Origin of the sequence: Enterobacter sp. PGRG2 (assembly GCF_030291195.1) — a bacterium.
Taxonomy (GTDB): Bacteria; Pseudomonadota; Gammaproteobacteria; order Enterobacterales; family Enterobacteriaceae; genus Enterobacter_D.
On sequence record NZ_CP127837.1, the window covers coordinates 3,920,812 to 3,944,916 of the forward strand.

The following is a 24,105-nucleotide window of genomic DNA, read 5'->3' on the forward strand; positions in this document are numbered from 1 at the left end:
TACTCAATCTTTATCAATACGGCTGGCGACCGCGCCCTGCTGGTCACGATATTTCGCGTCCTGGCGACGGTTGTAAGGACGGGCTGCCGGGCCGGAGAGCGGTTCAAAGCTCAGCGCGCCGATAAGCATCCCCGGACGCAGCGCCAGCGGCAGTTTGCCAGAATTATAGAACTCCAGCACGATACAGCCTGACCACCCGGGATCGATACGGTGCGCGGTAACGTGCACCATCAGGCCCAGACGCGCCAGCGATGAGCGACCGTCCAGCCAGCCCACCAGATCGGCAGGCAGGGTCACGGATTCATAGGTAACCGCCAGCGCCAGTTCGCCCGGATGCAGGAAAAAGGCATCGCCGTCCGGCAGAACGATTTCATCGCTCATCACGCGCTCAAGAGAGGCGGCGACTTCATCCTTCGGACCGCTGAGATCGATAAAGGCCGCAGTATGACCGCGGAAGGTGCGGAATTTATTCCCCAGACGGACATCGACGGTGGCGCCATTGATGCGTTCAACGGGTGGACGCGGGGTAATAGACAGACGGCCTTCATCCAGCCAGGCTTCAATATCTCGGTCACACAAACGCATGCGTTTTCTCCTTAGATACAGCATCCCCCGGCAAGTGTTCTCGCCGGAGGTTAAGCATACTACTTTGAACGGTACACAATTCGCGCAGATTATTCAAAAGCAGACTATTCAAAGAACTGGCTGATTTTGGCTTTCAGAATGTCGATCGCAATTCGGTTTTTGCCGCCGCGCGGCACAATGATATCGGCGTACTGTTTGGACGGCTCGATAAACTGCAGGAACATCGGGCGCACCGTTTTCTGGTACTGCGCCATCACGGAATCCATAGAGCGGCCGCGCTCGTTCACGTCACGCTTAATACGGCGCATCAGGCAGATGTCCAGCGGGGTATCAACGAAAATAGAGAAATTCAGCGCGTCGCGCAGACGGGCGTCGGTCAGCAACAGGATGCCTTCAAGGATAATGACTTTCTTCGGCTGAATATGAATGGTTTCCTGCGTGCGGGTATGTTCTACATAACTGTAGACCGGCAATTCAATGGGGCTGCCGTTTTTTAAGGTTTGCAGGTGCTCGAACAGCAAGCTGTGATCCATCGCGCTCGGATGGTCATAATTGGTCTTTACCCGTTCTTCCATGGACAGATGACTTTGATCTTTGTAATAGCTGTCTTCCGGAATGACGCCAATATGCTCATCACCAACCTGTTCGCGCAGCTCGCGATAGAGGGTGCTGGCGATGAGACTTTTACCTGAAGCGGATGCACCGGCAATGCCGATAATGACGCACTGATGAGACTTATCAGTCATAAATTTTTGCGACCTGGTTAACCTGGATGTTAAGGAAGGACGACGCCGAAACGCCAAACGCGGCAATTATAGGGATTTCGCCGCCGTGATACCAGTTGAATAGGTCATCGCGCAAATCCTGCGGTCATAAAGAGGAATATCGCCTTTACGCAAATTAAAATGCTCACTTTTGCGGCGATGATCGGGGATTTAGCATCAGGTAAGTAATTAATAACACTGTGATGTCAAATTATGAGCGCCCACGATAGGAATTGTAAATTGTTTGTACTAGCATAATCCAAATTTCAAATTTAACTCGCCCCGTGAATGTATCGGGCGGCTCAGGGTCTGCGGATAAAGCGGTAATGAATAAACAATACCAGCGCGTTTTGGTGGCTACCCCGAATCCTTTACTGCGATTAATCAGTTTAGGACTGGTCACCTTTATCTTTACCCTGTTCTCCCTTGAGTTAGCTCGTTTCGGCAACATTCTGGCCCCGCTGTGGTTCTCCACGTCCATTATGATGGTGGCGTTTTATCGTCACGCAGGCCGCCTGTGGCCGGCGATTGCGCTGGCCTGTTCGCTGGGCAGCATTGGCGCGTCACTGGTGTTATTCCCGCCCGAGGCCATCAATCTCTGGTACCCCGGTATTAACGTTATTGAAGCGCTGATCGGGGCCATACTGCTGCGTAAAATGCTGCCCTGGTACAACCCGCTGCAAAACTTAAACGACTGGATCCGTCTGACTATCGGCAGCGCCGTGATACCGCCGGTGATTGGCGGCCTGCTGGTGTCTCTGCTGGTCGGGAACGACAACCCGCTGCGCGCCTTTACGCTCTGGGCGCTCTCGGAATCCATTGGCGCGATGGCGCTGATCCCGCTGGGTCTGCTGTTCAAAATGCATTATCTGCTGCGCCACCGTAAGCCGCAGTTGCTGCTGGAAACGCTGCTGACGCTGGCGGTTACGCTGATGTTAAGCTGGCTGTCGATAAAATACCTGCCGTGGCCCTTTACCGCGGTGATCGTGCTGCTGATGTGGAGCGCGGTACGCCTGCCGCGGCTTGAAGCCTTTCTGATATTTCTCTCCACCGTGATGATGGTGTCGCTGATGATGGCAGCGGATCCCTTTGCGCTGACGCCGCACAATACGCCCGTCATGCTCAACGCGCCCTGGCTGCCCTTTATGATGATGCTGCTGCCGGCCAACGTCATGACCATGGTGATGTATGCTTTTCGCACCGAACGCAAACACATCACCGAGAGTGAAGCGCGCTTTCGTAACGCCATGGAATATTCCGCCATCGGCATGGCGCTGGTGGGCACCGAAGGCGAATGGCTGCAGGCCAACAAAGCGCTGTGTAAATTCCTTGGCTATACGCAGGAAGAGCTGCGCTCCCTCACTTTTCAACAGCTGACCTGGCCGGAAGATCTCAACAGCGATCTTGAACAGCTGGAGATGCTGGTGCGCGGCGAGATCAACAGCTATTCCATGGAAAAGCGTTACTACACGCGCAATGGCGACGTTGTCTGGGCGCTGCTGGCGGTATCGCTGGTGCGGCACGGTGACGGCACTCCGCTCTATTTCATCTCGCAAATCGAAGACATCAACGATCTCAAACAGACGGAGTGGGTTAACAAACGCCTGATGGAGCGTATTACTCTCGCCAACGAAGCGGGGGGCATCGGCATCTGGGAGTGGGAGCTGGCGACGGACATTATCAGCTGGGACAAACGGATGTTTGAGCTGTATGAGATCCCGCCGCACGTTAAACCGACCTGGCAGCTGTGGTATGACTGCGTGATACCGGAAGACCGCGCGATGACCGAGCAGGTGGTGCGCGATTCGCTGGTGTCGCGCCTGCCGTTTAAGCTGGAATTCCGCGTGCACGTGAAAGAGGGCGTGCGTCATATCCGAACCCTCGCCAACCGGGTGCTGAACAAAAATGGCGAAGTGGAACGCCTGCTCGGCATCAATATGGACATGACCGAGGTGAAGCAGCTTAACGAGGCGCTGTTCCAGGAGAAAGAGCGTCTGCATATTACTCTGGACTCCATCGGCGAAGCGGTGCTCTGCACCGATGTGAATATGAACATCACCTTTATGAACCCGGTGGCGGAAAAAATGAGCGGCTGGCCGCAGGAGCAGGCGATGGGCCAGGCGCTGCTCAATGTCCTGCACATTACCTTCGGCGATAACGGCCCGCTGATGGAAAACATTCACAGCGGCGATATGTCCCGCTCCGCCATTGAACAGGATGTGGTGCTGCACTGTCGCAACGGCGGCAGCTACGATATTCACTACAGCGTGACGCCGCTCAGCACGCTGGACGGGCAAAACATCGGCTTTGTGCTGGTTATTCAGGACGTGACCGAATCGCGCAAAATGCTGCGCCAGCTCAGCTACAGCGCCTCCCACGACGCCCTCACCCATCTGGCCAACCGCGTCAGCTTCGAAAATCATCTCAAACGCCTGTTGCAGGGCGTGCAGGAAACCCAACAGCGGCATGCGCTGGTGTATATCGATCTCGATCGCTTTAAAGCGGTGAACGACTCCGCCGGACATGCGGCGGGGGATGCGCTGCTGCGGGAAATTTCATCGCTGATGCTCAGCATGCTGCGCACCACCGATATTCTGGCGCGGCTGGGCGGCGATGAGTTTGGCCTGCTGCTGCCGGACTGCAATATCGAAAGCGCCCGCTATATTTCGGGGCGGTTGATTGCCGCGATCAACGATTACCAGTTTATGTGGGAAGGCCGTCTGCACCGCATCGGGGCCAGCGCGGGCATTACGCTCATTGACGAAACCAACTATCTGGCGTCAGAAGTGATGTCGCAGGCGGATATCGCCTGTTATGCCTCGAAAAACGGCGGACGCGGCATGGTCACCGTCTATGAGCCGGAGCAGGACGACATGCATGAAATTCGTCTGCAGATGTCCCCGGAAGAGCAGTCGCGGATGATCAATGACAATCCGCTGCTGCTGATTGCCCGCGGCGTGGCCTCGCCCCGYGTGCCGGAAACCTGCAATTTCTGGCTGCTGTCGCTGCGGCTGTGGACCAGCAACGGCGACATCATGGAAGAGCACGCGTTTCGCGCCTCCCTGAGCGATCGCAAACTTATTCGCGCCCTTGACCGCCGCGTGTTCCAGGAATTTTTCCGCAACAGCGCCGCAGCCGTCACCCGTAAAGGCTTAGGGGTTGCCCTGCCGCTCTCCACCACCGGTCTTGCCAGCAAAACCCTGGTCAGCGAACTGCTGGACAGCCTGGCGCAGAGCCAGATGCCCGCCCGCCTGCTGCATCTGGTGATCCATGCGGATGCGCTGATGCGCGACGACGCCAGCATCAACGACGGGCTGCACAAACTGCGCGAAGCGGGCTGCCAGGTGATCTTAAGCCACGTGGGCCGCGACCTGGAGCTGTTCAGCCATCTCACCCCGTACGTTGCAGATTACATTCTGCTCGACCAGGAATTGATTGGTAACGTACACGGCAACCTGATGGATGAAATGATGGTCACTATTGTGCAGGGCCACGCCCAGCGTCTGGGCATGAAAAGCATCGCCGGGCCAACGCACCAGCCGATGGTGATGGACACCCTCTCCGGCATCGGCATTGACTACATCTACGGCGATACCATCTCTCCGCCGCAGCCGCTGGATCTGATGCTAAACACCAGCTATTTCGCCATCAACTGACGGCTGCCAGCCGTCGGTATACCAGATATGCAGCAGCGCGTAAGAGCGCCACGGCTGCCAGCGGGCGGCGTAGTGACGGATTTGCGCGGGCGTCATGCCGCTAAAACGCTGCTTGATCAGATAATCGTCCGCCAGAAAGACATCTTTTGCCTGCCAGCCGCGCAGGGCCAGATAGTTCGCCGTCCAGCGCCCGATGCCCGGAAAGGTCTGTAAATGCTTCACCCCCTGTTCCACATCCGCCGGGGCGATGAGGGGAAAGCGCCCGTCGAGGGTCGCCCGGGCAAAATGCACAATGGCCTCCCCGCGTTTTAACGGCATGCCCAGCGTTTTTAACTCTGCCGGATCGGCATTCACCAGCACTTCCGGGCGCGGAAAACAGACAAAACCTGGTTCGCCGTTCAGCGGCTCGCCGTAACGGTTTGCCACATAGCCGGTGAGCTTTGCCGCCATCGCCACGCTCACCAGCTGGCCTAAAATCGCGCGGATCCCCTGCTCGAAGGCATCCATTGATCCCGGCAGCCGCAGCCCCGGACGCGCCGCGCCCAGATCGCCCAGCGCGCCATTAATCATCTGCGGATCGCAGGCCAGATCGAACAGCCGCCCGACGCGCGCCAGACATTCATCCGCCACCGGCAGCAGGCCATCGCTGAGCGTCACCCGCAGGGTATGTTCCTGCTCATCCGGTTCGGCGGTGATAAGTCCATGGTGCCCGCCGAGCGCCAGGCTACGCACATAGCGCCCCTCGCTGACGACTTCCACCCCGCTTACGGCACGGGCGCGAAGAAAGCCCAGCATCCACGCCCAGTCATAGGGCGGTTGCCAGTGAAGTGTGTACATAGCCTCTCCTGCTGTAATTAACTTTCTTATAACAGACTAACCGCCCCCGGCACTTTTTGCTTTGCTTTCAAATCCCATTCCGCTAAAGTCGCCCCCCTTCTGCACCGGCCCGGGGAATTCAACATGTTTATTGGTTTTGACTATGGCACCGCCAACTGCTCTGTGGCAGTAATGCGTGACGGCTCGCCGCAGCTGTTAAAAATGGAAAACAATAGCTCGCTGCTGCCCTCCATGCTGTGCGCCCCGACGCGCGAAGCGGTCAGCGAATGGCTGCACCGTCACCACGCCGTTCCGGCGACAGAGGGGGAAACCCAGGCGTTGCTGCGCCGGGCGATGAATTACAACCGCGATGAAGATATCGAGGTGCTGCCGGGCAGCGTGCAGTTCGGCCTCAGTTCCCTGCATCAGTATGTGCAGGATCCGGAGGAGGTCTATTTTGTTAAATCGCCCAAATCCTTCCTCGGCGCCAGCGGCCTGAAGCCGCAGCAGATCGCGCTGTTTGAAGATCTGGTGTGCGCCATGATGCTGCACATCCGTCTCCAGGCGCAGACACAGCTGCCGGAGGCGATCGACCAGGCGGTGATTGGCCGTCCGATTAACTTCCAGGGTCTCGGCGGGGATGAGGCTAACGCCCAGGCGCAGGGGATACTTGCGCGCGCGGCAAAACGCGCCGGATTCCGCGATGTGGTGTTCCAGTATGAGCCGGTAGCAGCGGGTCTGGACTTTGAAGCGACGCTCAGCGGCGAAAAACGCGTGCTGGTGGTGGATATCGGCGGCGGTACCACCGACTGCTCGCTGCTGCTGATGGGGCCGCAGTGGCATCACCGCAGCGACCGCGATTCAAGTCTCCTCGGGCACAGCGGCTGCCGCGTCGGCGGTAACGACCTCGACATCGCGCTGGCCTTTAAAAACCTGATGCCGCTGCTCGGCATGGGCGGCCAGACCGAAAAAGGCATTGCGCTGCCGATCCTGCCGTGGTGGAACGCTGTGGCAATTAACGATGTTCCGGCGCAAAGCGATTTCTACAGCACCGCCAACGGTCGGCTGTTAAACGATCTGGTGCGCGATGCCCGCGATGGCGATAAAGTGGCGCTGCTGACCAAAGTCTGGCGTCAGCGCCTGAGCTACCGGCTGGTACGCAGTGCCGAAGAGAGCAAAATCGCCCTGTCGGAAACCGATGAGGTCACGGCGCGTCTGCCCTTTATCAGCGAAGAACTGGCGACCGCCATTACCCGCGACGGCCTGGAAGCGGCGCTCAGCCAGCCGCTGGCGCGTATTCTTGAGCAGGTGCAACTGGCGCTGGACAGCAGCAATGAAACACCGGATGTGATTTACCTCACCGGCGGTAGCGCCCGTTCGCCGCTCATCAAACGCGCGCTGGCGGAAAAACTGCCGGGCATTCCGATTGCCGGCGGCGATGATTTCGGCTCGGTTACCGCCGGTCTGGCGCGCTGGGCGCAGGTACAGTTCGGACCAACAGGGAAATAACGCTATGTCACGGTTTCATCTGATCGTCATGCCATTAATTATTGCGCTGGGTCTGTGCGGTTTTGCCCGCGCCGACACGCTCTCTGCCGTCAAACAGGCGGAAACCACGCTCGCGGCACGCGTGGGCTATGCGGAGCTGGATCTGGCTTCCGGCAAGGTGCTGAACAGCTATCGTCAGGATGAGCGTTTTCCGATGATGAGCACCTTTAAGGTGCTGCTGTGCGGCGCGGTGCTGGCGCGCGTTGACGCCGGGCAGGAGCAGCTGGATCGCCGCCTGACCTGGCAGAAAGCCGATCTCATCACTTACTCTCCGGTAACGGAAAAGCATCTGGCGGACGGCATGACGGTGGCGGAGCTGTGCGATGCCGCCATCACCCTGAGCGATAACACGGCGGCCAATCTGCTGCTCTCAACGCTGGGCGGCCCGCAAAAGCTGACAGATTTCATCCGCAAAACCGGCGATGAGACGACGCGTCTTGATCGCGTGGAGCCGGAGCTGAACGAAGCCCTGCCGGGGGACGTGCGTGACACCACCACCCCGGCGGCGATGGCGAAAACCCTGCGTCAGCTGTTAACGGGCGATACCCTGACGGCGGCTTCACGGCAGCAGTTAGCGCGCTGGATGGAAGAAGATAAGGTCGCCGGGCCGCTGCTGCGCTCGGTCCTGCCTGCGGGCTGGTACATTGCCGATAAAACCGGGGCCGGTGAACGGGGATCCCGTGGCATTGTTGCAGCCCTGGGGCCGGACGGCACGCCGTCGCGCATTGTGGTGATTTATGTGACGGGCAGCAAGGCCACCATGGATGAACGTAATAAAGCCATCGCGGCGATTGGCGAAGCGGTGATCAGGCAGTGGTGATATGCCCATTGCCCGGCGGCGCTACGCTTGCCGGGCCTGGAACGGCATATTACCCAGGCCGGGTAAGCGTCAGCGCCACCCGGCACAAACATACTCAGGATCCGATCACTCCGCCGTCCGCTTTGGTGATCACCACTGTTGACGAGCGTGGACGTCCGTCCGGGCGGTTATCCGGCCAGTTCGACACCGCGCGCGGATTCGCCGGATCGGTCACATCATCTCCGCCTTCTCCCGGATGCTGAATATTAATAAACAGCGTGCGGTTGTCCGGTGTAAAAGCGATGCCGGTGATCTCACAGCCGCGCGGCCCGGTCAGGAAACGGCGATAATCATTGGTGCCGGGAATGGTCGCCAGCATCTGGTTATTGCCCATCCCCTCGTAAGCTTTCTGGTTGATGGTGCTGGAGGAGACGTCCGTCTGGATCCACAGCACGCCCTGATGGTCGAATGACAGGCCGTCCGGGCTGCCGAAGGCCGCGCCCTGCATATTGCCTTTCGCGTCCGGCTTATCGCCATCGTTACGCCCGGCGAGCACCAGAATATCCCATTTAAAGCGGGCCGCTGCCGGATCGGCATTGTCTTCGCTCCAGTGCATAATATGTCCATACACGTTATTGGCGCGCGGGTTCGCCGCATCCACCGGCGCTTTGCCCTCTTTGCCGCGATCGCTGTTATTGGTGAGCGTGCAATAAACGCTGCCGGCAGCGTGAGGATCGACGGCGATCCACTCCGGACGGTCCATTTTCGTCGCGCCCACCGCGTCCGCCGCCAGACGGGTTTTGATCAGCACATCGCCCTGGCTTTCAAAGCCCTTGCTTTGATCCAGCCCGTTCTGTCCGAAGACCAGCGGCAGCCAGTCGCCGGTGCCGTCTTCATTAAAGCGGGCGACATACAACGTGCCGGACTCCAGCAATTGCATGCTGGCGTCACGGTTGCCCGCATCATATTTTTTGTCCGAGACGAACTTATAGATGTATTCGAATTTCTGATCGTCGCCCATATAGACCACGACGCGTTTGTCCGCTGCCAGCGTCACCGCCGCGCCTTCGTGCTTGAAGCGGCCCAGCGCGGTGTGTTTGCGCGGTGTGGAGGTCGGATTGTACGGGTCGATTTCCACCACCCAGCCAAAGCGGTTCGGCTCGTTCGGGGTTTTATCGACGTTAAAGCGTTCGTCCACTTCGCTCCAGCGGTAGGACTCGTCGCTGTCGGCGATGCCGTAACGTTTTTCCAGCGCGTTGCGGTCGGCTTGTTTAACGAAAATATCTGACCAGTTTTCTTCACAGGTGAGATAGGTGCCCCAGGGCGTATGGCCGTTGGCGCAATTCTGCATGGTGCCGAGCACGCGCTCGCCCTGCGGATCGGCGGCGGTTTTCATCAGCATGTGATGACGCGCCGGGCCGGACAGCTCCATCGGCGTGTTAACGGTGATGCGGCGGGCATAGTTTGACGGGCGCACTACCTGCCAGTCGCTGCCGCTCTTTTTCACTTCAATGACCGACACGCCCATGGCGTTCTGCCCTTTGCGGACTTTATCGGCGTTCCAGTCTGCGGTGCCGTCTTTAAACAGCATGCCGTTATCGATGTATTCGTGGTTCATCGCCAGCAGGCCGTGGGCGGCATTGTCTTCGCCGCGCGGCAGGCTGAACCAGGCCATGCCGTCATGGTGCATACCTGCCTGCGCCGCCTGCTCATCGGTGGTATTGCTGGCGTCGAATTTGAATTCCGGCATCATCCCTTTGATGCCGGTGGCGTCGCCCCAGCGATAGAATGGACGTGCGATGTAGCCTTCCGGCACCGTTACGGTGTCCGCCGTGGAAACAGGAATGCTGGTAAAGCCCAGCGACACCGCTTTCGCCAGCGCCGTCGGCTGCGTCATGGCCGCAAAAGCGCTTTCCGCGCGCATCAGCGCCGGGAAGGACACCGCCGCGCCCGCGACCGCCCCCATCTGCAAAAAGCGACGGCGTGACAGAAAGACGTCTTTGACGTCCGAAAATACCGGGTTGGCGCTGGTGTTACTGATCTCTTCACTGTGTTCTTGTTTGAAGACGGATTTTAATGGCCTGCTCATAATGACTTCCTGTTACCAGAGGACGGGAAAATAACAATGCTGAGCAGTCTATAAACTATTTATTACATTTTTATAACAGTCGGAGGCAGAGCGTCCGTCCCTTGTCATTCGGACAAATCCACACAGTGTTTCATATTTCCTCCATTTTTCTGCGGCCTGGCATTACTAAACTAGTATCATTCTGCTTAATGTTTCAGGAAGAGATACGAATAACGATGAAAGGCCGTAATAATACCCGCTGGATGCTTCTCGCAGGACTGGTCATCGCCGCCCTTGCCGCTGCCTGGTACTGGCACGCTCATTCTGCCGCCCCCGCCGGACAGCAGCGCCAGGCCGGAGCCGGACGTCACGGCGCGGGCATGCGCGGCCCTTCCCTTGCGCCGGTGCAGGCGGCCACCGCCACCCGCGAGGCCGTGCCCCGTTATCTGAGCGGGCTTGGCACCATTACGGCCGCGAATACCGTTACCGTGCGCAGCCGCGTCGACGGTCAATTGCTGGCGGTGCATTTCCAGGAAGGCCAGCAGGTGAAAAAAGGCGATCTGCTCGCCGAAATCGATCCCAGCCAGTTTAAGGTCGCCCTTGCCCAGGCCCAGGGGCAACTGGCCCGCGATAAAGCGACGCTGGCGAACGCCCGCCGCGATCTGGCCCGCTATCAGCAACTGGTGAAAACTAATCTGGTGTCCCGTCAGGAGCTGGATGCCCAGCAGGCGCTGGTCAGCGAAAGCGAAGGCACCATCAAAGCCGATGAAGCCGCCGTCGCCAGCGCGCAGTTACAGCTGGACTGGAGCCGCATCACCGCGCCGATAGACGGTCGCGTTGGCTTAAAACAGGTGGATGTCGGCAACCAGATTTCCAGCGGTGATACCACCGGTATTGTGGTGATCACCCAGACGCACCCCATCGATCTGATCTTCACCCTGCCGGAAAACGACATCGCCACTATTGTGAAAGCGCGCAACGCCGGGCAGACGCTGAGCGTCGAAGCCTGGGACCGCACCAACAAGCAGAAGCTGAGCACCGGCACCCTGTTGAGTCTGGATAATCAGATCGACGCCACCACGGGCACCATCAAACTCAAAGCCCGCTTTGAGAATCAGGACGACGCCCTGTTCCCGAACCAGTTCGTGAATGCGCGCATGCTGGTGGATACCGAACAGGACGCGGTGGTGATCCCGGCCGCCGCCCTGCAAATGGGTAACGAAGGCAATTTCGTCTGGGTGCTGAACGATCAGAACACCGTCAGCAAACACACCGTCACGCCGGGCATTCAGGACAGCCAGAAAGTGGTGATCGCCGCCGGGCTTTCCGCCGGGGATCGCGTGGTCACCGACGGTATCGACCGTCTGACCGAAGGGGCGAAAGTGGAAGTGGTGGACGCGCACGATGCCAGCGCCGCACCGGCCAAAAGCACCGCTAAAGGAGCGAAATCCTGATGCAGGTGTTACCGCCCAGCCGCACCGGCGGCCCGTCCCGCCTGTTTATTTTACGTCCGGTCGCCACCACGCTGTTGATGGTGGCGATTTTACTCGCCGGGATCATCGGCTATCGGTTTCTTCCCGTGTCCGCCCTGCCGGAGGTGGATTATCCGACCATTCAGGTGGTGACGCTCTATCCCGGTGCCAGCCCGGATGTAATGACCTCTGCGGTGACCGCGCCCCTTGAGCGCCAGTTCGGGCAGATGTCCGGCTTAAAACAGATGTCGTCGCAAAGCTCCGGCGGCGCGTCGGTGGTGACGTTACAGTTCCAGCTTTCGCTGCCGCTGGATGTCGCCGAGCAGGAGGTGCAGGCCGCCATTAACGCCGCCACTAACCTGCTGCCGTCGGATCTGCCGAACCCGCCGGTCTATAACAAAGTGAACCCTGCGGATCCGCCGATCATGACGCTGGCGGTGACTTCCAGCGCCATGCCGATGACGCAGGTGGAAGACATGGTGGAAACCCGTGTCGCGCAGAAAATTTCCCAGGTGGCCGGCGTCGGTCTGGTGACCTTATCCGGCGGGCAGCGTCCTGCGGTGCGGGTAAAACTCAACGCCCAGGCCATTGCCTCCCTCGGCCTGACCAGCGAAACCATTCGCACCGCCATCACCAGCGCCAACGTCAACTCCGCCAAAGGCAGTCTCGACGGCCCGACGCGGGCGGTGACGCTGTCAGCCAACGACCAGATGCAGTCCGCCGAGGAATATCGCAGGCTAATCGTCGCCTACCAGAACGGCGCGCCGATCCGCCTGGGCGACGTCGCCACCATCGAACAGGGGGCGGAAAACCGCTGGCTGGGGGCATGGGCCAACGAAGAGCAGGCGATTGTCATGAACGTGCAGCGCCAGCCGGGGGCCAATATTCTTGATACTGCCGACAGCATCCGCGCCATGCTGCCGCAGTTAACCGCCAGCCTGCCGAAGTCGGTGGAGGTGAAAGTCCTTTCCGATCGCACCACCAATATTCGCGCCTCGGTATCCGACACCCAGTTTGAGCTGATGCTGGCCATCGCGCTGGTGGTGATGATCATTTATCTGTTTTTGCGTAACGTTCCGGCGACCATTATTCCCGGCGTCGCGGTGCCGCTGTCATTAATCGGCACCTTTGCGGTAATGGTGTTCCTCGATTTTTCCATCAATAACCTGACGCTGATGGCGCTGACCATCGCCACCGGCTTTGTGGTGGATGACGCCATTGTGGTGATCGAAAACATCTCCCGCTATATCGAAAAAGGCGAAAAGCCGCTGGCGGCGGCGCTGAAAGGCGCGGGGGAGATCGGCTTTACCATCATCTCCTTAACCCTGTCGCTGATTGCGGTGCTAATCCCGCTGCTGTTTATGGGGGATATCGTCGGGCGGCTGTTCCGCGAGTTTGCCGTCACCCTGGCGGTGGCAATTCTGATTTCCGCCGTGGTGTCGCTGACGCTGACGCCGATGATGTGCGCGCGCATGTTGAGCGCCGAATCGCTGCGCAAGCAGAACCGCTTCTCCCGCGCATCGGAGCGCTTTTTTGAACGGGTGATCGCCGCCTACGGGCGCGGGCTGGCGAAAGTGCTCAACCATCCGTGGCTGACGCTGGGCGTGACCTTCGCCACCCTGCTGCTGTCGGTGTTGCTGTGGGTGATGATCCCGAAAGGTTTCTTCCCGGTGCAGGATAACGGCATTATTCAGGGCACCTTACAGGCGCCGCAGTCGGCGTCCTTTGCCAGCATGGCTGAACGCCAGCGCCAGGTGAGCGATATTGTGTTGAAGGATCCGGCGGTGGAAAGCCTGACGGCCTTTGTCGGCGTTGACGGCACGAACCCGTCGCTGAACAGCTCCCGTCTGCAAATCAACCTTAAACCGCTGGACGATCGCGACGACCGCGTGCCGGAAGTGATCGAGCGGCTGCAAAACGCGGTGGCAAAAGTGCCTGGCGTGGCGCTCTACCTGCAACCGACCCAGGATCTGACAATCGACACCACCGTCAGCCGCACGCAGTATCAGTTTACGTTGCAGGCAACGTCGCTGGAGGCACTCAGCACCTGGGTGCCGCAGCTGATGAGCAAGCTGCAAACGCAGCCGCAGCTGGCGGATGTGAGCAGCGACTGGCAGGACAAAGGCCTTGCGGCTTATATCAACGTCGATCGCGACAGCGCCAGCCGCCTGGGCATCAGCATGGCGGATGTGGATAACGCGCTCTATAACGCCTTCGGGCAGCGGCTGATCTCCACCATCTACACCCAGGCGAATCAGTACCGCGTGGTGCTGGAGCACGACACCGCCCAAACGCCAGGGCTGGCGGCGCTGGACACCGTGCGGCTGACGGGCAGCGACGGCGGCGTGGTGCCGCTCAGCGCCATTGCGAAAGTGGAACAGCGCTTTACCCCGCTGTCGATCAACCATCTCGACCAGTTCCCGTCCACCACCATCTCCTTTAACGTGCAGGACGGCTATTCGCTGGGCGAGGCGGTGCAGTCGATTCTGGACACGGAAAAAACCATCAGCTTCCCGACGGACATCACCACCCAGTTCCAGGGCAGTACGCTGGCCTTCCAGGATGCCCTCGGCAGTACGGTGTGGCTGATCGTCGCGGCGGTGGTGGCGATGTACATCGTGCTCGGCGTGCTGTACGAAAGCTTTATCCATCCGATCACTATTCTCTCCACGCTGCCCACCGCAGGCGTTGGTGCGCTGATGGCGCTGATGCTGGCAGGGGCGGAACTGGATGTCATCGCCATTATCGGCATCATTTTGCTTATCGGCATCGTCAAGAAAAACGCCATCATGATGATCGACTTTGCGCTGGCCGCCGAGCGCGAACAGGGCATGACCCCACGGGAGGCGATCTATCAGGCCTGCCTGCTGCGTTTCCGGCCGATCCTGATGACCACCCTCGCCGCCCTGCTCGGCGCGCTGCCGCTGATGCTCAGTACCGGCGTCGGCGCGGAGCTGCGTCGTCCGCTCGGCATCGGTATGGTGGGGGGTCTGCTGGTGAGCCAGGTGCTGACGCTGTTTACCACGCCGGTGATTTACCTGCTGTTCGACCGGCTGGCGCTGTCGCTGCGCCGCCGTTTCCCGGCGCGTAATGAGGAGGCGTAAGTGAAGTTTTTCGCCCTCTTCATTTATCGCCCGGTGGCGACCATCCTGATTTCGCTGGCCATTACCCTGTGCGGCATTCTCGGTTTCCGTATGCTGCCGGTCGCGCCGCTGCCGCAGGTGGATTATCCGGTGATCATGGTCAGCGCCTCGCTGCCAGGCGCGTCGCCTGAAACCATGGCCTCGTCGGTGGCGACGCCGCTGGAGCGCGCGCTGGGCCGCATTGCCGGCGTCAATGAGATGACCTCCTCCAGTTCGCTGGGCAGCACGCGCATTATTCTGGAATTCAAATTCGACCGCGACATCAACGGCGCGGCGCGGGATGTGCAGGCGGCGATCAATGCCGCGCAAAGTCTGCTGCCGAGCGGAATGCCGAGCCGTCCCACCTATCGCAAAGCCAACCCGTCCGACGCGCCTATCATGATCCTGACGCTGACCTCGGACACCTGGTCGCAGGGGCAGCTGTACGATTTCGCTTCCACCCAGCTGGCGCAGAATATTGCGCAGATCGAAGGCGTGGGGGATGTCGACGTCGGCGGCAGTTCGCTGCCCGCGGTGCGCGTCGGTCTTAATCCGCAGGCGCTGTTTAATCAGGGCGTATCGCTGGATGATGTGCGCAGCGCCATCAGCGATGCCAACGTACGCCGTCCGCAGGGGGCAGTGGAAGACGGCACCCACCGCTGGCAGTTGCAGACCAACGATGAGCTGAAAACGGCGGCGGAATACCAGCCGCTGATCGTCCATTACAACAATGGCGCGGCGGTGCGGCTCGGCGATGTCGCCAGCGTCACCGACTCGGTGGAGAACGTGCGCAACGCCGGGATGACCAACGCCAAACCGGCGATTTTGCTGATGATCCGCAAGCTGCCGGAAGCCAATATTATTCAGACCGTCGACAGCATCCGCGCGCAGCTGCCGGAGATGCAGAAAAGCATTCCCGCCGCCATTGATTTACAGATCGCCCAGGATCGCTCGCCGACCATTCGCGCCTCGCTGGAGGAAGTGGAACAGACGCTGATTATTTCGGTGGCGCTGGTGATCCTCGTGGTGTTCCTGTTCCTGCGATCCGGGCGCGCAACGCTGATCCCGGCGGTGGCGGTGCCGGTATCGCTGATCGGCACCTTCGCCGCCATGTATCTGTGCGGATTCAGCCTTAACAACCTGTCGCTGATGGCGCTGACCATCGCCACCGGTTTTGTGGTGGATGACGCCATCGTGGTGCTGGAAAATATCTCCCGCCACCTGGAAGCGGGCATGAAGCCGTTGCAGGCAGCGCTTCAGGGCACGCGGGAAGTGGGCTTTACTGTGCTGTCGATGAGCCTGTCGCTGGTGGCGGTGTTCCTGCCGCTGCTGCTGATGGACGGGCTGCCGGGCCGTCTGCTGCGTGAATTCGCCGTGACGCTGTCGGTGGCGATCGGGATTTCGCTGGCGGTATCGCTGACCCTGACGCCGATGATGTGCGGCTGGTTGCTGAAAAGCGCGAAACCGCGCAGCCGCCCGCGCGAGCGGGGTTTTGGTCGCCTGCTGGTGGCCATGCAGCAGGGTTATGGCCGTTCGCTGAAATGGGTGCTCAGGCACACGCGGCTGGTGGGCGCGGTGCTGCTCGGCACTATCGTGCTCAACGTCTGGCTCTATATCTCGATCCCGAAAACCTTCTTCCCGGAGCAGGATACCGGCGTGCTGATGGGCGGCATTCAGGCGGATCAGAGCATTTCCTTCCAGGCGATGCGCGGCAAGCTGGAGGATTTCATGAAGATCATCCGTGACGATCCGGCGGTGGATAACGTTACCGGTTTTACCGGCGGTTCGCGGGTGAACAGCGGCATGATGTTTATCACCCTCAAATCCCGCGATGAGCGCCATGAAAGCGCCCAGCAGATCATTGACCGGCTGCGTGTGAAGCTGGCGAAAGAGCCGGGGGCGAATTTGTTTTTGATGGCGGTGCAGGATATTCGCGTCGGCGGACGCCAGTCTAACGCCAGCTACCAGTACGCCCTGCTGTCGGATGATTTAAGCGCCCTGCGCGAGTGGGAGCCGAAGATCCGCAAAGCGCTGGCGGCGCTGCCGCAGCTGGCGGACGTGAATTCGGATCAGCAGGACAACGGCGCGGAAATGAACCTGATCTACGATCGCGAAACCATGTCGCGGCTTGGCATCAGCGTGCAGGCGGCTAATAGTCTGCTGAATAACGCTTTCGGCCAGCGGCAAATTTCCACCATCTATCAGCCGCTGAACCAGTACAAAGTGGTGATGGAAGTCGATCCGCGCTACACCCAGGACATCAGCGCGCTGGATAAGATGTTCGTCATTAATAACGATGGCAAGGCCATTCCGCTGTCCTATTTTGCGAAATGGCAGCCCGCCAATGCGCCGCTGTCGGTGAACCATCAGGGGCTGTCGGCGGCGTCAACCATCGCCTTTAACCTGCCCACCGGCGTGTCGTTGTCAGAAGCGAGCGACGCCATTAACCGTACCATGACGCAGCTCGGCGTGCCCTCCTCGGTGCGCGGCAGCTTTGCGGGAACGGCGCAGGTGTTCCAGGACACCATGAGTTCGCAGGTGATCCTGATCCTTGCCGCCATTGCCACGGTGTATATCGTGCTGGGGGTGCTGTATGAGAGCTACATTCACCCGCTGACGATTTTGTCGACGCTGCCGTCCGCTGGCGTCGGGGCGCTGCTGGCGCTGGAGCTGTTCGGCGCGCCCTTCAGCCTGATCGCGCTGATTGGCATTATGCTGCTGATTGGCATCGTTAAGAAAAACGCCATTATGATGGTGGATTTCGCCCTTGAGGCGCAACGTAACGGCAATATGACGCCGGACGAAGCCATTTTCCAGGCCTGTCTGCTGCGTTTTCGGCCGATCATGATGACCACCCTGGCGGCGCTGTTTGGCGCGCTGCCGCTGGTGATCTCCGCCGGGGATGGTTCGGAACTGCGCCAGCCGCTGGGCATCACCATCGTCGGCGGGCTGGTGATGAGCCAGCTGCTGACGCTGTACACCACACCGGTGGTGTATCTGTTCTTTGATCGTCTGCGGCTGCGCTTTACGCGTAAAAACCAACAGCTGATAAGTGAGTAAATGACCGACCTGTCCAGGAACGTACGCTGGCAATTGTGGATCGTCGCCGTGGGCTTTTTCATGCAGGCGCTGGATACCACCATTGTGAATACCGCCCTCCCCTCGATGGCGCAAAGCCTCGGGGAGAGTCCGCTGCATATGCATATGGTGATCGTCGCCTATGTGCTGACGGTGGCGGTGATGCTACCCGCCAGCGGCTGGCTGGCGGATAAAGTTGGCGTGCGTAATGTTTTTTTCAGCGCCATCGTGCTGTTCACGCTTGGCTCACTGTTCTGCGCCCGCGCCGCCACCCTGGATGAGCTGGTAATGGCCCGCGTATTACAGGGCGTCGGCGGGGCGATGATGGTGCCGGTCGGACGGCTGACGGTGATGAAAATCGTGCCCCGCGCGCAGTATATGGCGGCGATGACCTTCGTCACCCTGCCCGGCCAGGTGGGGCCGCTGTTAGGCCCGGCGCTCGGCGGCGTGCTGGTGGAGTATGCCTCCTGGCACTGGATCTTTTTGATTAATCTGCCGGTGGGCATTCTCGGCGCCATCGCCACGCTGTGGCTGATGCCGAACTACACCCTGCAAACTCGCCGTTTCGATATGTGGGGGTTTGTGCTGCTGGCCCTCGGCATGGCGGCGCTGACGCTGGCGCTGGACGGACAAAAAGCAGACGGACAGTCTCCGCTGTTGCCGATCCTGCTGGTGGCGGCAGGCGTGGTGGCGCTGCTGCTCTATCTGCGTCACGCCAGAAACAATGAGCGCGCGCTGTTCCGGTTAACGCTGTTTCGCACCCGCAGTTTTTACCTCGGCCTGCTCGGCAGCTTCGCCGGACGCATCGGCAGCGGCATGTTGCCCTTTATGACGCCGGTGTTTTTGCAGATTGGCCTCGGTTTTTCGCCGTTTCACGCCGGGCTGATGATGATCCCGATGGTGCTCGGCAGCATGGGAATGAAGCGGATTGTGGTGCAGGTGGTCAACCGTTTCGGTTATCGCCGGGTGCTGGTGGGCAGCACGCTCGGGCTGGCGCTGGTCAGCCTGCTGTTTATGACCACCGCGCTGCTCGGCTGGTACTACCTGCTGCCGGTGGTGCTGTTTATGCAGGGCATGATCAACTCGATGCGCTTCTCGTCGATGAACACCCTGACGCTGAAAGATCTGCCCGACGAGCTGGCGAGCAGCGGCAACAGCCTGCTGTCGATGGTAATGCAGCTGTCGATGAGCATCGGCGTCTCCGTCGCCGGGCTGCTGCTCGGCCTGTTTGGTCAGCACCATCTGACGGCGGACAGCGGCGTGGCGCATCACGTCTTTATCTATACCTGGCTGTGCATGGCGGCGATCATCGCCCTGCCCGCGCTGGTGTTTGCCCGCGTACCCAACGACGCCAGTAAAAACATACTGATTGCCCGGCGCAAAAGGAGATAACAATGAAACTGTGGCGGCCGGGTATTACCGGCAAACTGTTCCTCGCGATTTTCGCCACCTGTATTGTGCTGCTGATCAGTATGCACTGGGCTGTGCGCGTCAGCTTTGAGCGCGGCTTTATCGACTACATCAAGAACGGCAATGAGCAGCGGCTACAGATGCTGAGCGATGCGCTGGGGGAGCAGTATCAGCTGCACGGCGACTGGCGTTTTTTACGAAATAATGACCGTTTTGTGTTCCAGATCCTGCGCTCGTTCGAGCACGATGGCGACGATGACCGGCCAGGGCCGGGAATGCCGCCCCACGGCTGGCGCACCCAGTTCTGGGTTATCGATCAGGACAGACATGTGCTGGTCGGCCCGCGCTCGCCGGTGCCGCGGGAAGGCACGCGCCGGGCGATTGTGGTGAACGGCGCGAACGTCGGCTGGGTGGTGGCCTCGCCGGTTGAACGCCTGACGCGCAATACCGACATTAACTTTGATCGCCAGCAGCGGCGCACCAGCTGGCTGATCGTCGGCCTGGCGACCCTGCTGGCGGCGATGGCGACCTTTTTACTGGCGCGCGGCCTGCTGGCGCCGGTCAAACGGCTGGTGGAAGGTACACATAAACTCGCCGCCGGGGATTTCTCCACCCGCGTCACCCCCACCAGCCCGGATGAGCTGGGCAAACTGGCGAACGACTTTAACCAGCTCGCCAGCACGCTGGAGAAAAACCAGCAGATGCGGCGGGATTTTATGGCGGATATTTCCCATGAACTGCGCACGCCGCTGGCGGTGCTGCGCGGCGAGCTGGAGGCGATCCAGGACGGCGTCCGCCAGTTCACGCCGGAGTCGGTGGCCTCTTTGCAGGCGGAAGTGGGCACCCTGACCAAACTGGTGAACGATCTGCATCAGCTGTCGATGTCCGACGAAGGCGCGCTGGCCTATCAGAAAGCGCCAGTGGACGTCATCACCCTGCTGGAGATGGCGGCGGGCGTGTTCCGTGAACGCTTCGCCAGCCGTCAGTTATCCCTCAACGCCTCCTTAACTGAATCCGCCACCGTGTTTGGTGACCGTGACCGGCTGATGCAGCTGTTTAATAATCTACTGGAAAACAGCCTGCGTTATACCGACGCGGGCGGGCAGTTGTTGATCAGTGCCCGCACCAGGGGCAATGCCGTACTGCTGACCTTTGCCGACAGTGGGCCGGGCGTCACCGACGAACAGCTCGCCCGCCTGTTTGAACGTTTTTACCGTACCGAAGGCTCCCGCAACCGCACCAGCGGCGGCTCGGGACTGGGGCTGGCGATCTGCGTGAACATCGTCGAAGCCCACGGCGGCGCCCTTCATGCTGCCCATTCGCCTTTTGGTGGGGTAAGCATTACAGTTGAACTACCGCTGGAACGCGACAAAACGAGAGATGTATGACTGAGTTACCGATAGACGAAAACACCCCACGCATTCTGATTGTCGAAGACGAGCCGAAGCTCGGCCAGTTGCTGATTGATTACCTTAAAGCTGCGGGCTACGCGCCGACACTGATCGGTCACGGCGACCAGGTGCTGCCTTACGTGCGCCAGTCGCCGCCGGATCTGATGCTGCTGGATTTAATGCTGCCCGGCACCGATGGCCTCACGTTGTGCCGCGAGATCCGCCGCTTTTCCGATCTGCCGATTGTGATGGTCACTGCCCGCATCGAAGAGATCGACCGTCTGCTGGGACTGGAAATTGGCGCAGATGACTATATCTGCAAACCTTACAGCCCGCGTGAAGTGGTGGCGCGGGTGAAAACCATTCTTCGCCGCTGCAAACCGCAGCGTGAATTACAGACGCTGGATGCGCAAAGCCCGCTGGTCATCGACGAAGGCCGTTTTCAGGCGAGCTGGCACGGCAAAATGCTGGATCTCACGCCAGCTGAGTTCCGCCTGCTGAAAACCCTCTCCGGCGAGCCGGGAAAAGTCTTCTCACGCGAGCAGTTGCTGAACCACCTGTATGACGATTACCGCGTGGTGACGGATCGCACCATCGACAGCCATATCAAGAACCTGCGCCGCAAGCTGGAGGCGCTGGACGAAGAACAGTCGTTTATCCGCGCGGTATACGGTGTCGGCTATCGCTGGGAAGCGGATATGTGCCGCGTGGCCTGAGCCTTCACGGGGCGGGGAAACACACCGGTTTACTCCCCCGCCCCACAGCGCTACAATTCCCGCCCTAAAATTAAGGGATCTCCCCAACCGTCTCACCCCGTGAGCGGATCTGACCTGTCATCAGAACGAGAAAATCATGTTTAAACCGGAACTCCTCTCCCCGGCGGGAACGCTGAAAAATATGCGTTACGCCTTTGCCTATGGCGCCGATGCGGTATACGCGGGCCAGCCGCGCTACTCCCTGCGCGTGCGTAATAACGAATTCAACCACGAGAATTTACAGCTGGGCATCAATGAAGCCCATGCCCTTGGTAAAAAATTCTACGTGGTGGTGAATATTGCGCCGCACAACGCGAAGCTGAAAACCTTTATTCGCGATCTGACGCCGGTGGTGGAAATGGGGCCGGACGCGCTGATTATGTCCGATCCGGGGTTAATCATGCTGGTGCGCGAGCACTTCCCGCAGATGGATATTCACCTGTCGGTGCAGGCGAACGCCGTCAACTGGGCGACGGTGAAATTCTGGAAAAGCATGGGCCTGACGCGGGTGATTTTATCCCGTGAGCTGTCGCTGGATGAAATCGCCGAGATCCGCGCCCAGGTGCCGGATATGGAAATCGAAATCTTCGTGCACGGCGCGCTGTGCATGGCCTACTCCGGGCGTTGCCTGCTGTCGGGCTATATCAACAAACGCGATCCGAATCAGGGCACCTGCACCAACGCCTGCCGCTGGGAATATAACGTCCAGGAAGGCAAAGAGGACGACGTGGGTAATATCGTGCACGTGCATGAGCCGATCCCGGTGAAAAACGTCGAGCCGACGCTGGGCATCGGCGCGCCGACCGACAGCGTATTTATGATCGAGGAAGCCAAACGTCCGGGGGAATATATGACCGCCTTCGAAGACGAGCACGGCACCTACATCATGAACTCAAAAGATCTGCGGGCCATCGCCCACGTGCCGCGTCTGACGGAAATGGGCGTGCACTCGCTGAAAATCGAAGGCCGTACCAAATCCTATTACTACTGCGCCCGCACCGCGCAGGTGTACCGTAAAGCCATTGACGACGCCGCCGCCGGTCTGCCGTTTGATGAAAGCCTGATGGATACGCTGGAAGGCCTGGCGCACCGCGGCTATACCGAGGGTTTCCTGCGTCGTCATACCCATGATGATTACCAGAATTACGAATACGGTTTTTCCGTTTCCGAGCGCCAGCAGTTTGTCGGCGAATTTACCGGCGAGCGCAACGGCCATCTTGCCGCCGTACAGGTGAAAAACAAATTCAGCGTCGGCGACAGCCTGGAATTAATGACGCCGAAAGGGAACGTCAATTTCACGCTGGAGCATATGGAAAACAGCAAAGGCGAAGCCATGCCGGTCGCGCCTGGCGACGGCTATACCGTCTGGCTGCCGGTGCCGGAAGATATGGCGCTGGAGTATGCGCTCCTAATGCGTAATTTCAACGGCGAAAACACCCGCGCGCCGCACGGTAATTAGTTCAGCGGAGTTATTTTTTCGGGAGATTAGAATCGGATCACATACCGCTTCGTTCTTTATGGGTAATATCGCGCCTGCTGAAAAACATAATCCATAAATGCTAGCTGTACCAGGAACCACCTCCTTAGCCTGCGTAATCTCCCTTACGCAGGCTTATTTTTTCCCCGCCTTTCAGTTTCTTCTTACGCGCTCTGCTTCCGCCTGAGATACACTCTTCTCATTGGTTCTTTTCGAGGTAGCAGGATGAGCACCTATACATCCAGTTTGATGATTTTGAATGGCAAAAACGCCGGTGACGAGACGCTGCGCGAAGCCATCACCTTATTGCGCGATGAAGGCATCGATATTCAGGTCAGAGTCACATGGGAAAAAGGCGATGCGGAGCGCTATGTGCGTGAGGCGGTGCAGCTTGGCGTGGCGACGGTGATCGCTGGCGGCGGCGATGGCACCATCAACGAAGTGGCGACGGCGCTGTATAAAAACGGCGGCGAAAACGCCCCGGCGCTGGGTATTCTGCCGCTCGGCACAGCAAACGATTTCGCCACCAGCACCGCGATCCCCGAATCGCTGGACAAAGCGTTGCAGCTGGCGATTATCGGCAAGGCGGTACCGGTGGATCTGGCGCAGGTTAATGAGGATACCTGTTTTATCAATATGGCGACCGGCGGCTTTGGTACGCGGATCACCACCGAAACGCCGGAAAAACTGAAAGCCGCCCTCGGCGGCGTTTCTTATCTGATCCACGGTCTGATGCGCATGGATACGCTGAAGCCGGACCGCTGCGAGATCAAAGGCGATAACTTTCAGTGGCAGGGCGATGCGCTGGTGATCGGTATCGGTAATGGCCGTCAGGCAGGCGGCGGACAACAGCTCTGCCCGGACGCGCTGATTAACGATGGCCTGCTGCATCTGCGCATTTTTACCGGTGAGGAACTGCTGCCTGCGCTCTTCACCACCCTCACCCAGCCGGAAGACAGTCCGAATATTATCGACGGTAAATCGGCGTGGTTTGAAGTGAACGCCCCGCACGATATTACCTTTAACCTCGACGGCGAGCCGCTCAGCGGGCAGCGTTTCCGCATTGAAGTATTGCCCGGCGCACTGAAGTGCCGTTTGCCGCCGGATTGCCCGTTATTACGTTAATGGCGTTGATAATGCCGGGTGGCGGCTGCGCCTTACCCG

At 59.5% G+C, this 24,105-nt stretch carries 15 protein-coding genes; 11 read left to right on the top strand and 4 right to left on the bottom strand.

Translation table 11 applies throughout. The annotated features are described in order from the left end of the window. Positions 1–3: 3 nt before the first annotated feature. Complete coding sequence (gene dcd, locus QRD42_RS17535; RefSeq protein ID WP_072569061.1) at positions 4–585, bottom strand: dCTP deaminase; 582 nt, start codon at positions 583–585, stop codon at positions 4–6. A 104-nt stretch (positions 586–689) separates the two neighbouring features. Beyond that, positions 690–1,331 (bottom strand): uridine kinase, encoded by a 642-nt coding sequence (udk, locus tag QRD42_RS17540; RefSeq protein ID WP_072569062.1) that lies wholly within the window; start codon positions 1,329–1,331, stop codon positions 690–692. A 344-nt stretch (positions 1,332–1,675) separates the two neighbouring features. Here udk and QRD42_RS17545 point away from each other — a divergent pair, with 344 nt between their 5' ends. Beyond that, positions 1,676–5,005, top strand: a complete 3,330-nt coding sequence (locus QRD42_RS17545) for a diguanylate cyclase (RefSeq protein WP_321987739.1) — start codon at positions 1,676–1,678, stop codon at positions 5,003–5,005. Here the strand turns inward: QRD42_RS17545 and alkA are convergent. Continuing rightward, positions 4,976–5,842: a DNA-3-methyladenine glycosylase 2 gene (gene alkA / locus QRD42_RS17550; RefSeq protein ID WP_072569064.1), complete on the bottom strand. Its 867-nt coding sequence runs from the start codon at positions 5,840–5,842 to the stop codon at positions 4,976–4,978. The two genes, QRD42_RS17545 and alkA, sit on opposite strands and share 30 nt — an antisense overlap. Before the next feature lie 123 nt (positions 5,843–5,965). Between alkA and yegD the strand changes: the two genes are divergently transcribed. Together yegD and bla are read left to right on the top strand one after the other, a co-directional pair. After that, a complete protein-coding gene (yegD, locus tag QRD42_RS17555; protein WP_321987740.1) occupies positions 5,966–7,330 on the top strand; it encodes a molecular chaperone in 1,365 nt (454 codons plus the stop codon). A 4-nt stretch (positions 7,331–7,334) separates the two neighbouring features. Then, positions 7,335–8,189 (top strand): class A beta-lactamase, encoded by an 855-nt coding sequence (gene bla / locus QRD42_RS17560; protein WP_321987741.1) that lies wholly within the window; start codon positions 7,335–7,337, stop codon positions 8,187–8,189. 94 nt (positions 8,190–8,283) lie between these two features. Here bla and QRD42_RS17565 read toward each other — a convergent pair whose 3' ends face one another. Next, positions 8,284–10,257 (bottom strand): PhoX family protein, encoded by a 1,974-nt coding sequence (locus QRD42_RS17565; RefSeq protein ID WP_321987742.1) that lies wholly within the window; start codon positions 10,255–10,257, stop codon positions 8,284–8,286. A 215-nt stretch (positions 10,258–10,472) separates the two neighbouring features. Between QRD42_RS17565 and QRD42_RS17570 the strand changes: the two genes are divergently transcribed. The 8 genes from QRD42_RS17570 (at position 10,473) to yegS (ending at position 24,066) form a co-directional block, all read left to right on the top strand. After that, complete coding sequence (locus tag QRD42_RS17570) at positions 10,473–11,690, top strand: MdtA/MuxA family multidrug efflux RND transporter periplasmic adaptor subunit (protein WP_158684901.1); 1,218 nt, start codon at positions 10,473–10,475, stop codon at positions 11,688–11,690. Further along, on the top strand, positions 11,690–14,812 hold the full coding sequence (locus QRD42_RS17575; RefSeq protein ID WP_321987743.1) for an MdtB/MuxB family multidrug efflux RND transporter permease subunit: 3,123 nt from the start codon (positions 11,690–11,692) through the stop codon (positions 14,810–14,812). The genes QRD42_RS17570 and QRD42_RS17575 overlap by 1 nt, the downstream gene beginning before the upstream one ends. Continuing rightward, positions 14,813–17,890, top strand: a complete 3,078-nt coding sequence (mdtC, locus tag QRD42_RS17580; RefSeq protein WP_321987744.1) for a multidrug efflux RND transporter permease subunit MdtC — start codon at positions 14,813–14,815, stop codon at positions 17,888–17,890. Then, a complete protein-coding gene (locus QRD42_RS17585) occupies positions 17,891–19,300 on the top strand; it encodes an MFS transporter (RefSeq protein ID WP_321987745.1) in 1,410 nt (469 codons plus the stop codon). A gap of 2 nt (positions 19,301–19,302) precedes the next feature. After that, positions 19,303–20,706, top strand: coding sequence for a two-component system sensor histidine kinase BaeS (gene baeS / locus QRD42_RS17590; protein WP_321987746.1), 1,404 nt, complete (start codon positions 19,303–19,305; stop codon positions 20,704–20,706). Further along, positions 20,703–21,425: a two-component system response regulator BaeR gene (baeR, locus tag QRD42_RS17595; RefSeq protein ID WP_321987747.1), complete on the top strand. Its 723-nt coding sequence runs from the start codon at positions 20,703–20,705 to the stop codon at positions 21,423–21,425. The genes baeS and baeR overlap by 4 nt, the downstream gene beginning before the upstream one ends. Positions 21,426–21,561: 136 nt before the next feature. After that, positions 21,562–22,923 carry a tRNA 5-hydroxyuridine modification protein YegQ gene (gene yegQ / locus QRD42_RS17600; protein ID WP_072569073.1) on the top strand — a complete coding sequence of 454 codons (1,362 nt, stop codon included), beginning with the start codon at positions 21,562–21,564 and terminating at the stop codon, positions 22,921–22,923. A 243-nt stretch (positions 22,924–23,166) separates the two neighbouring features. Then, positions 23,167–24,066, top strand: a complete 900-nt coding sequence (gene yegS / locus QRD42_RS17605) for a lipid kinase YegS (RefSeq protein WP_321987748.1) — start codon at positions 23,167–23,169, stop codon at positions 24,064–24,066. The last annotated feature ends 39 nt before the right edge of the window (positions 24,067–24,105 follow it).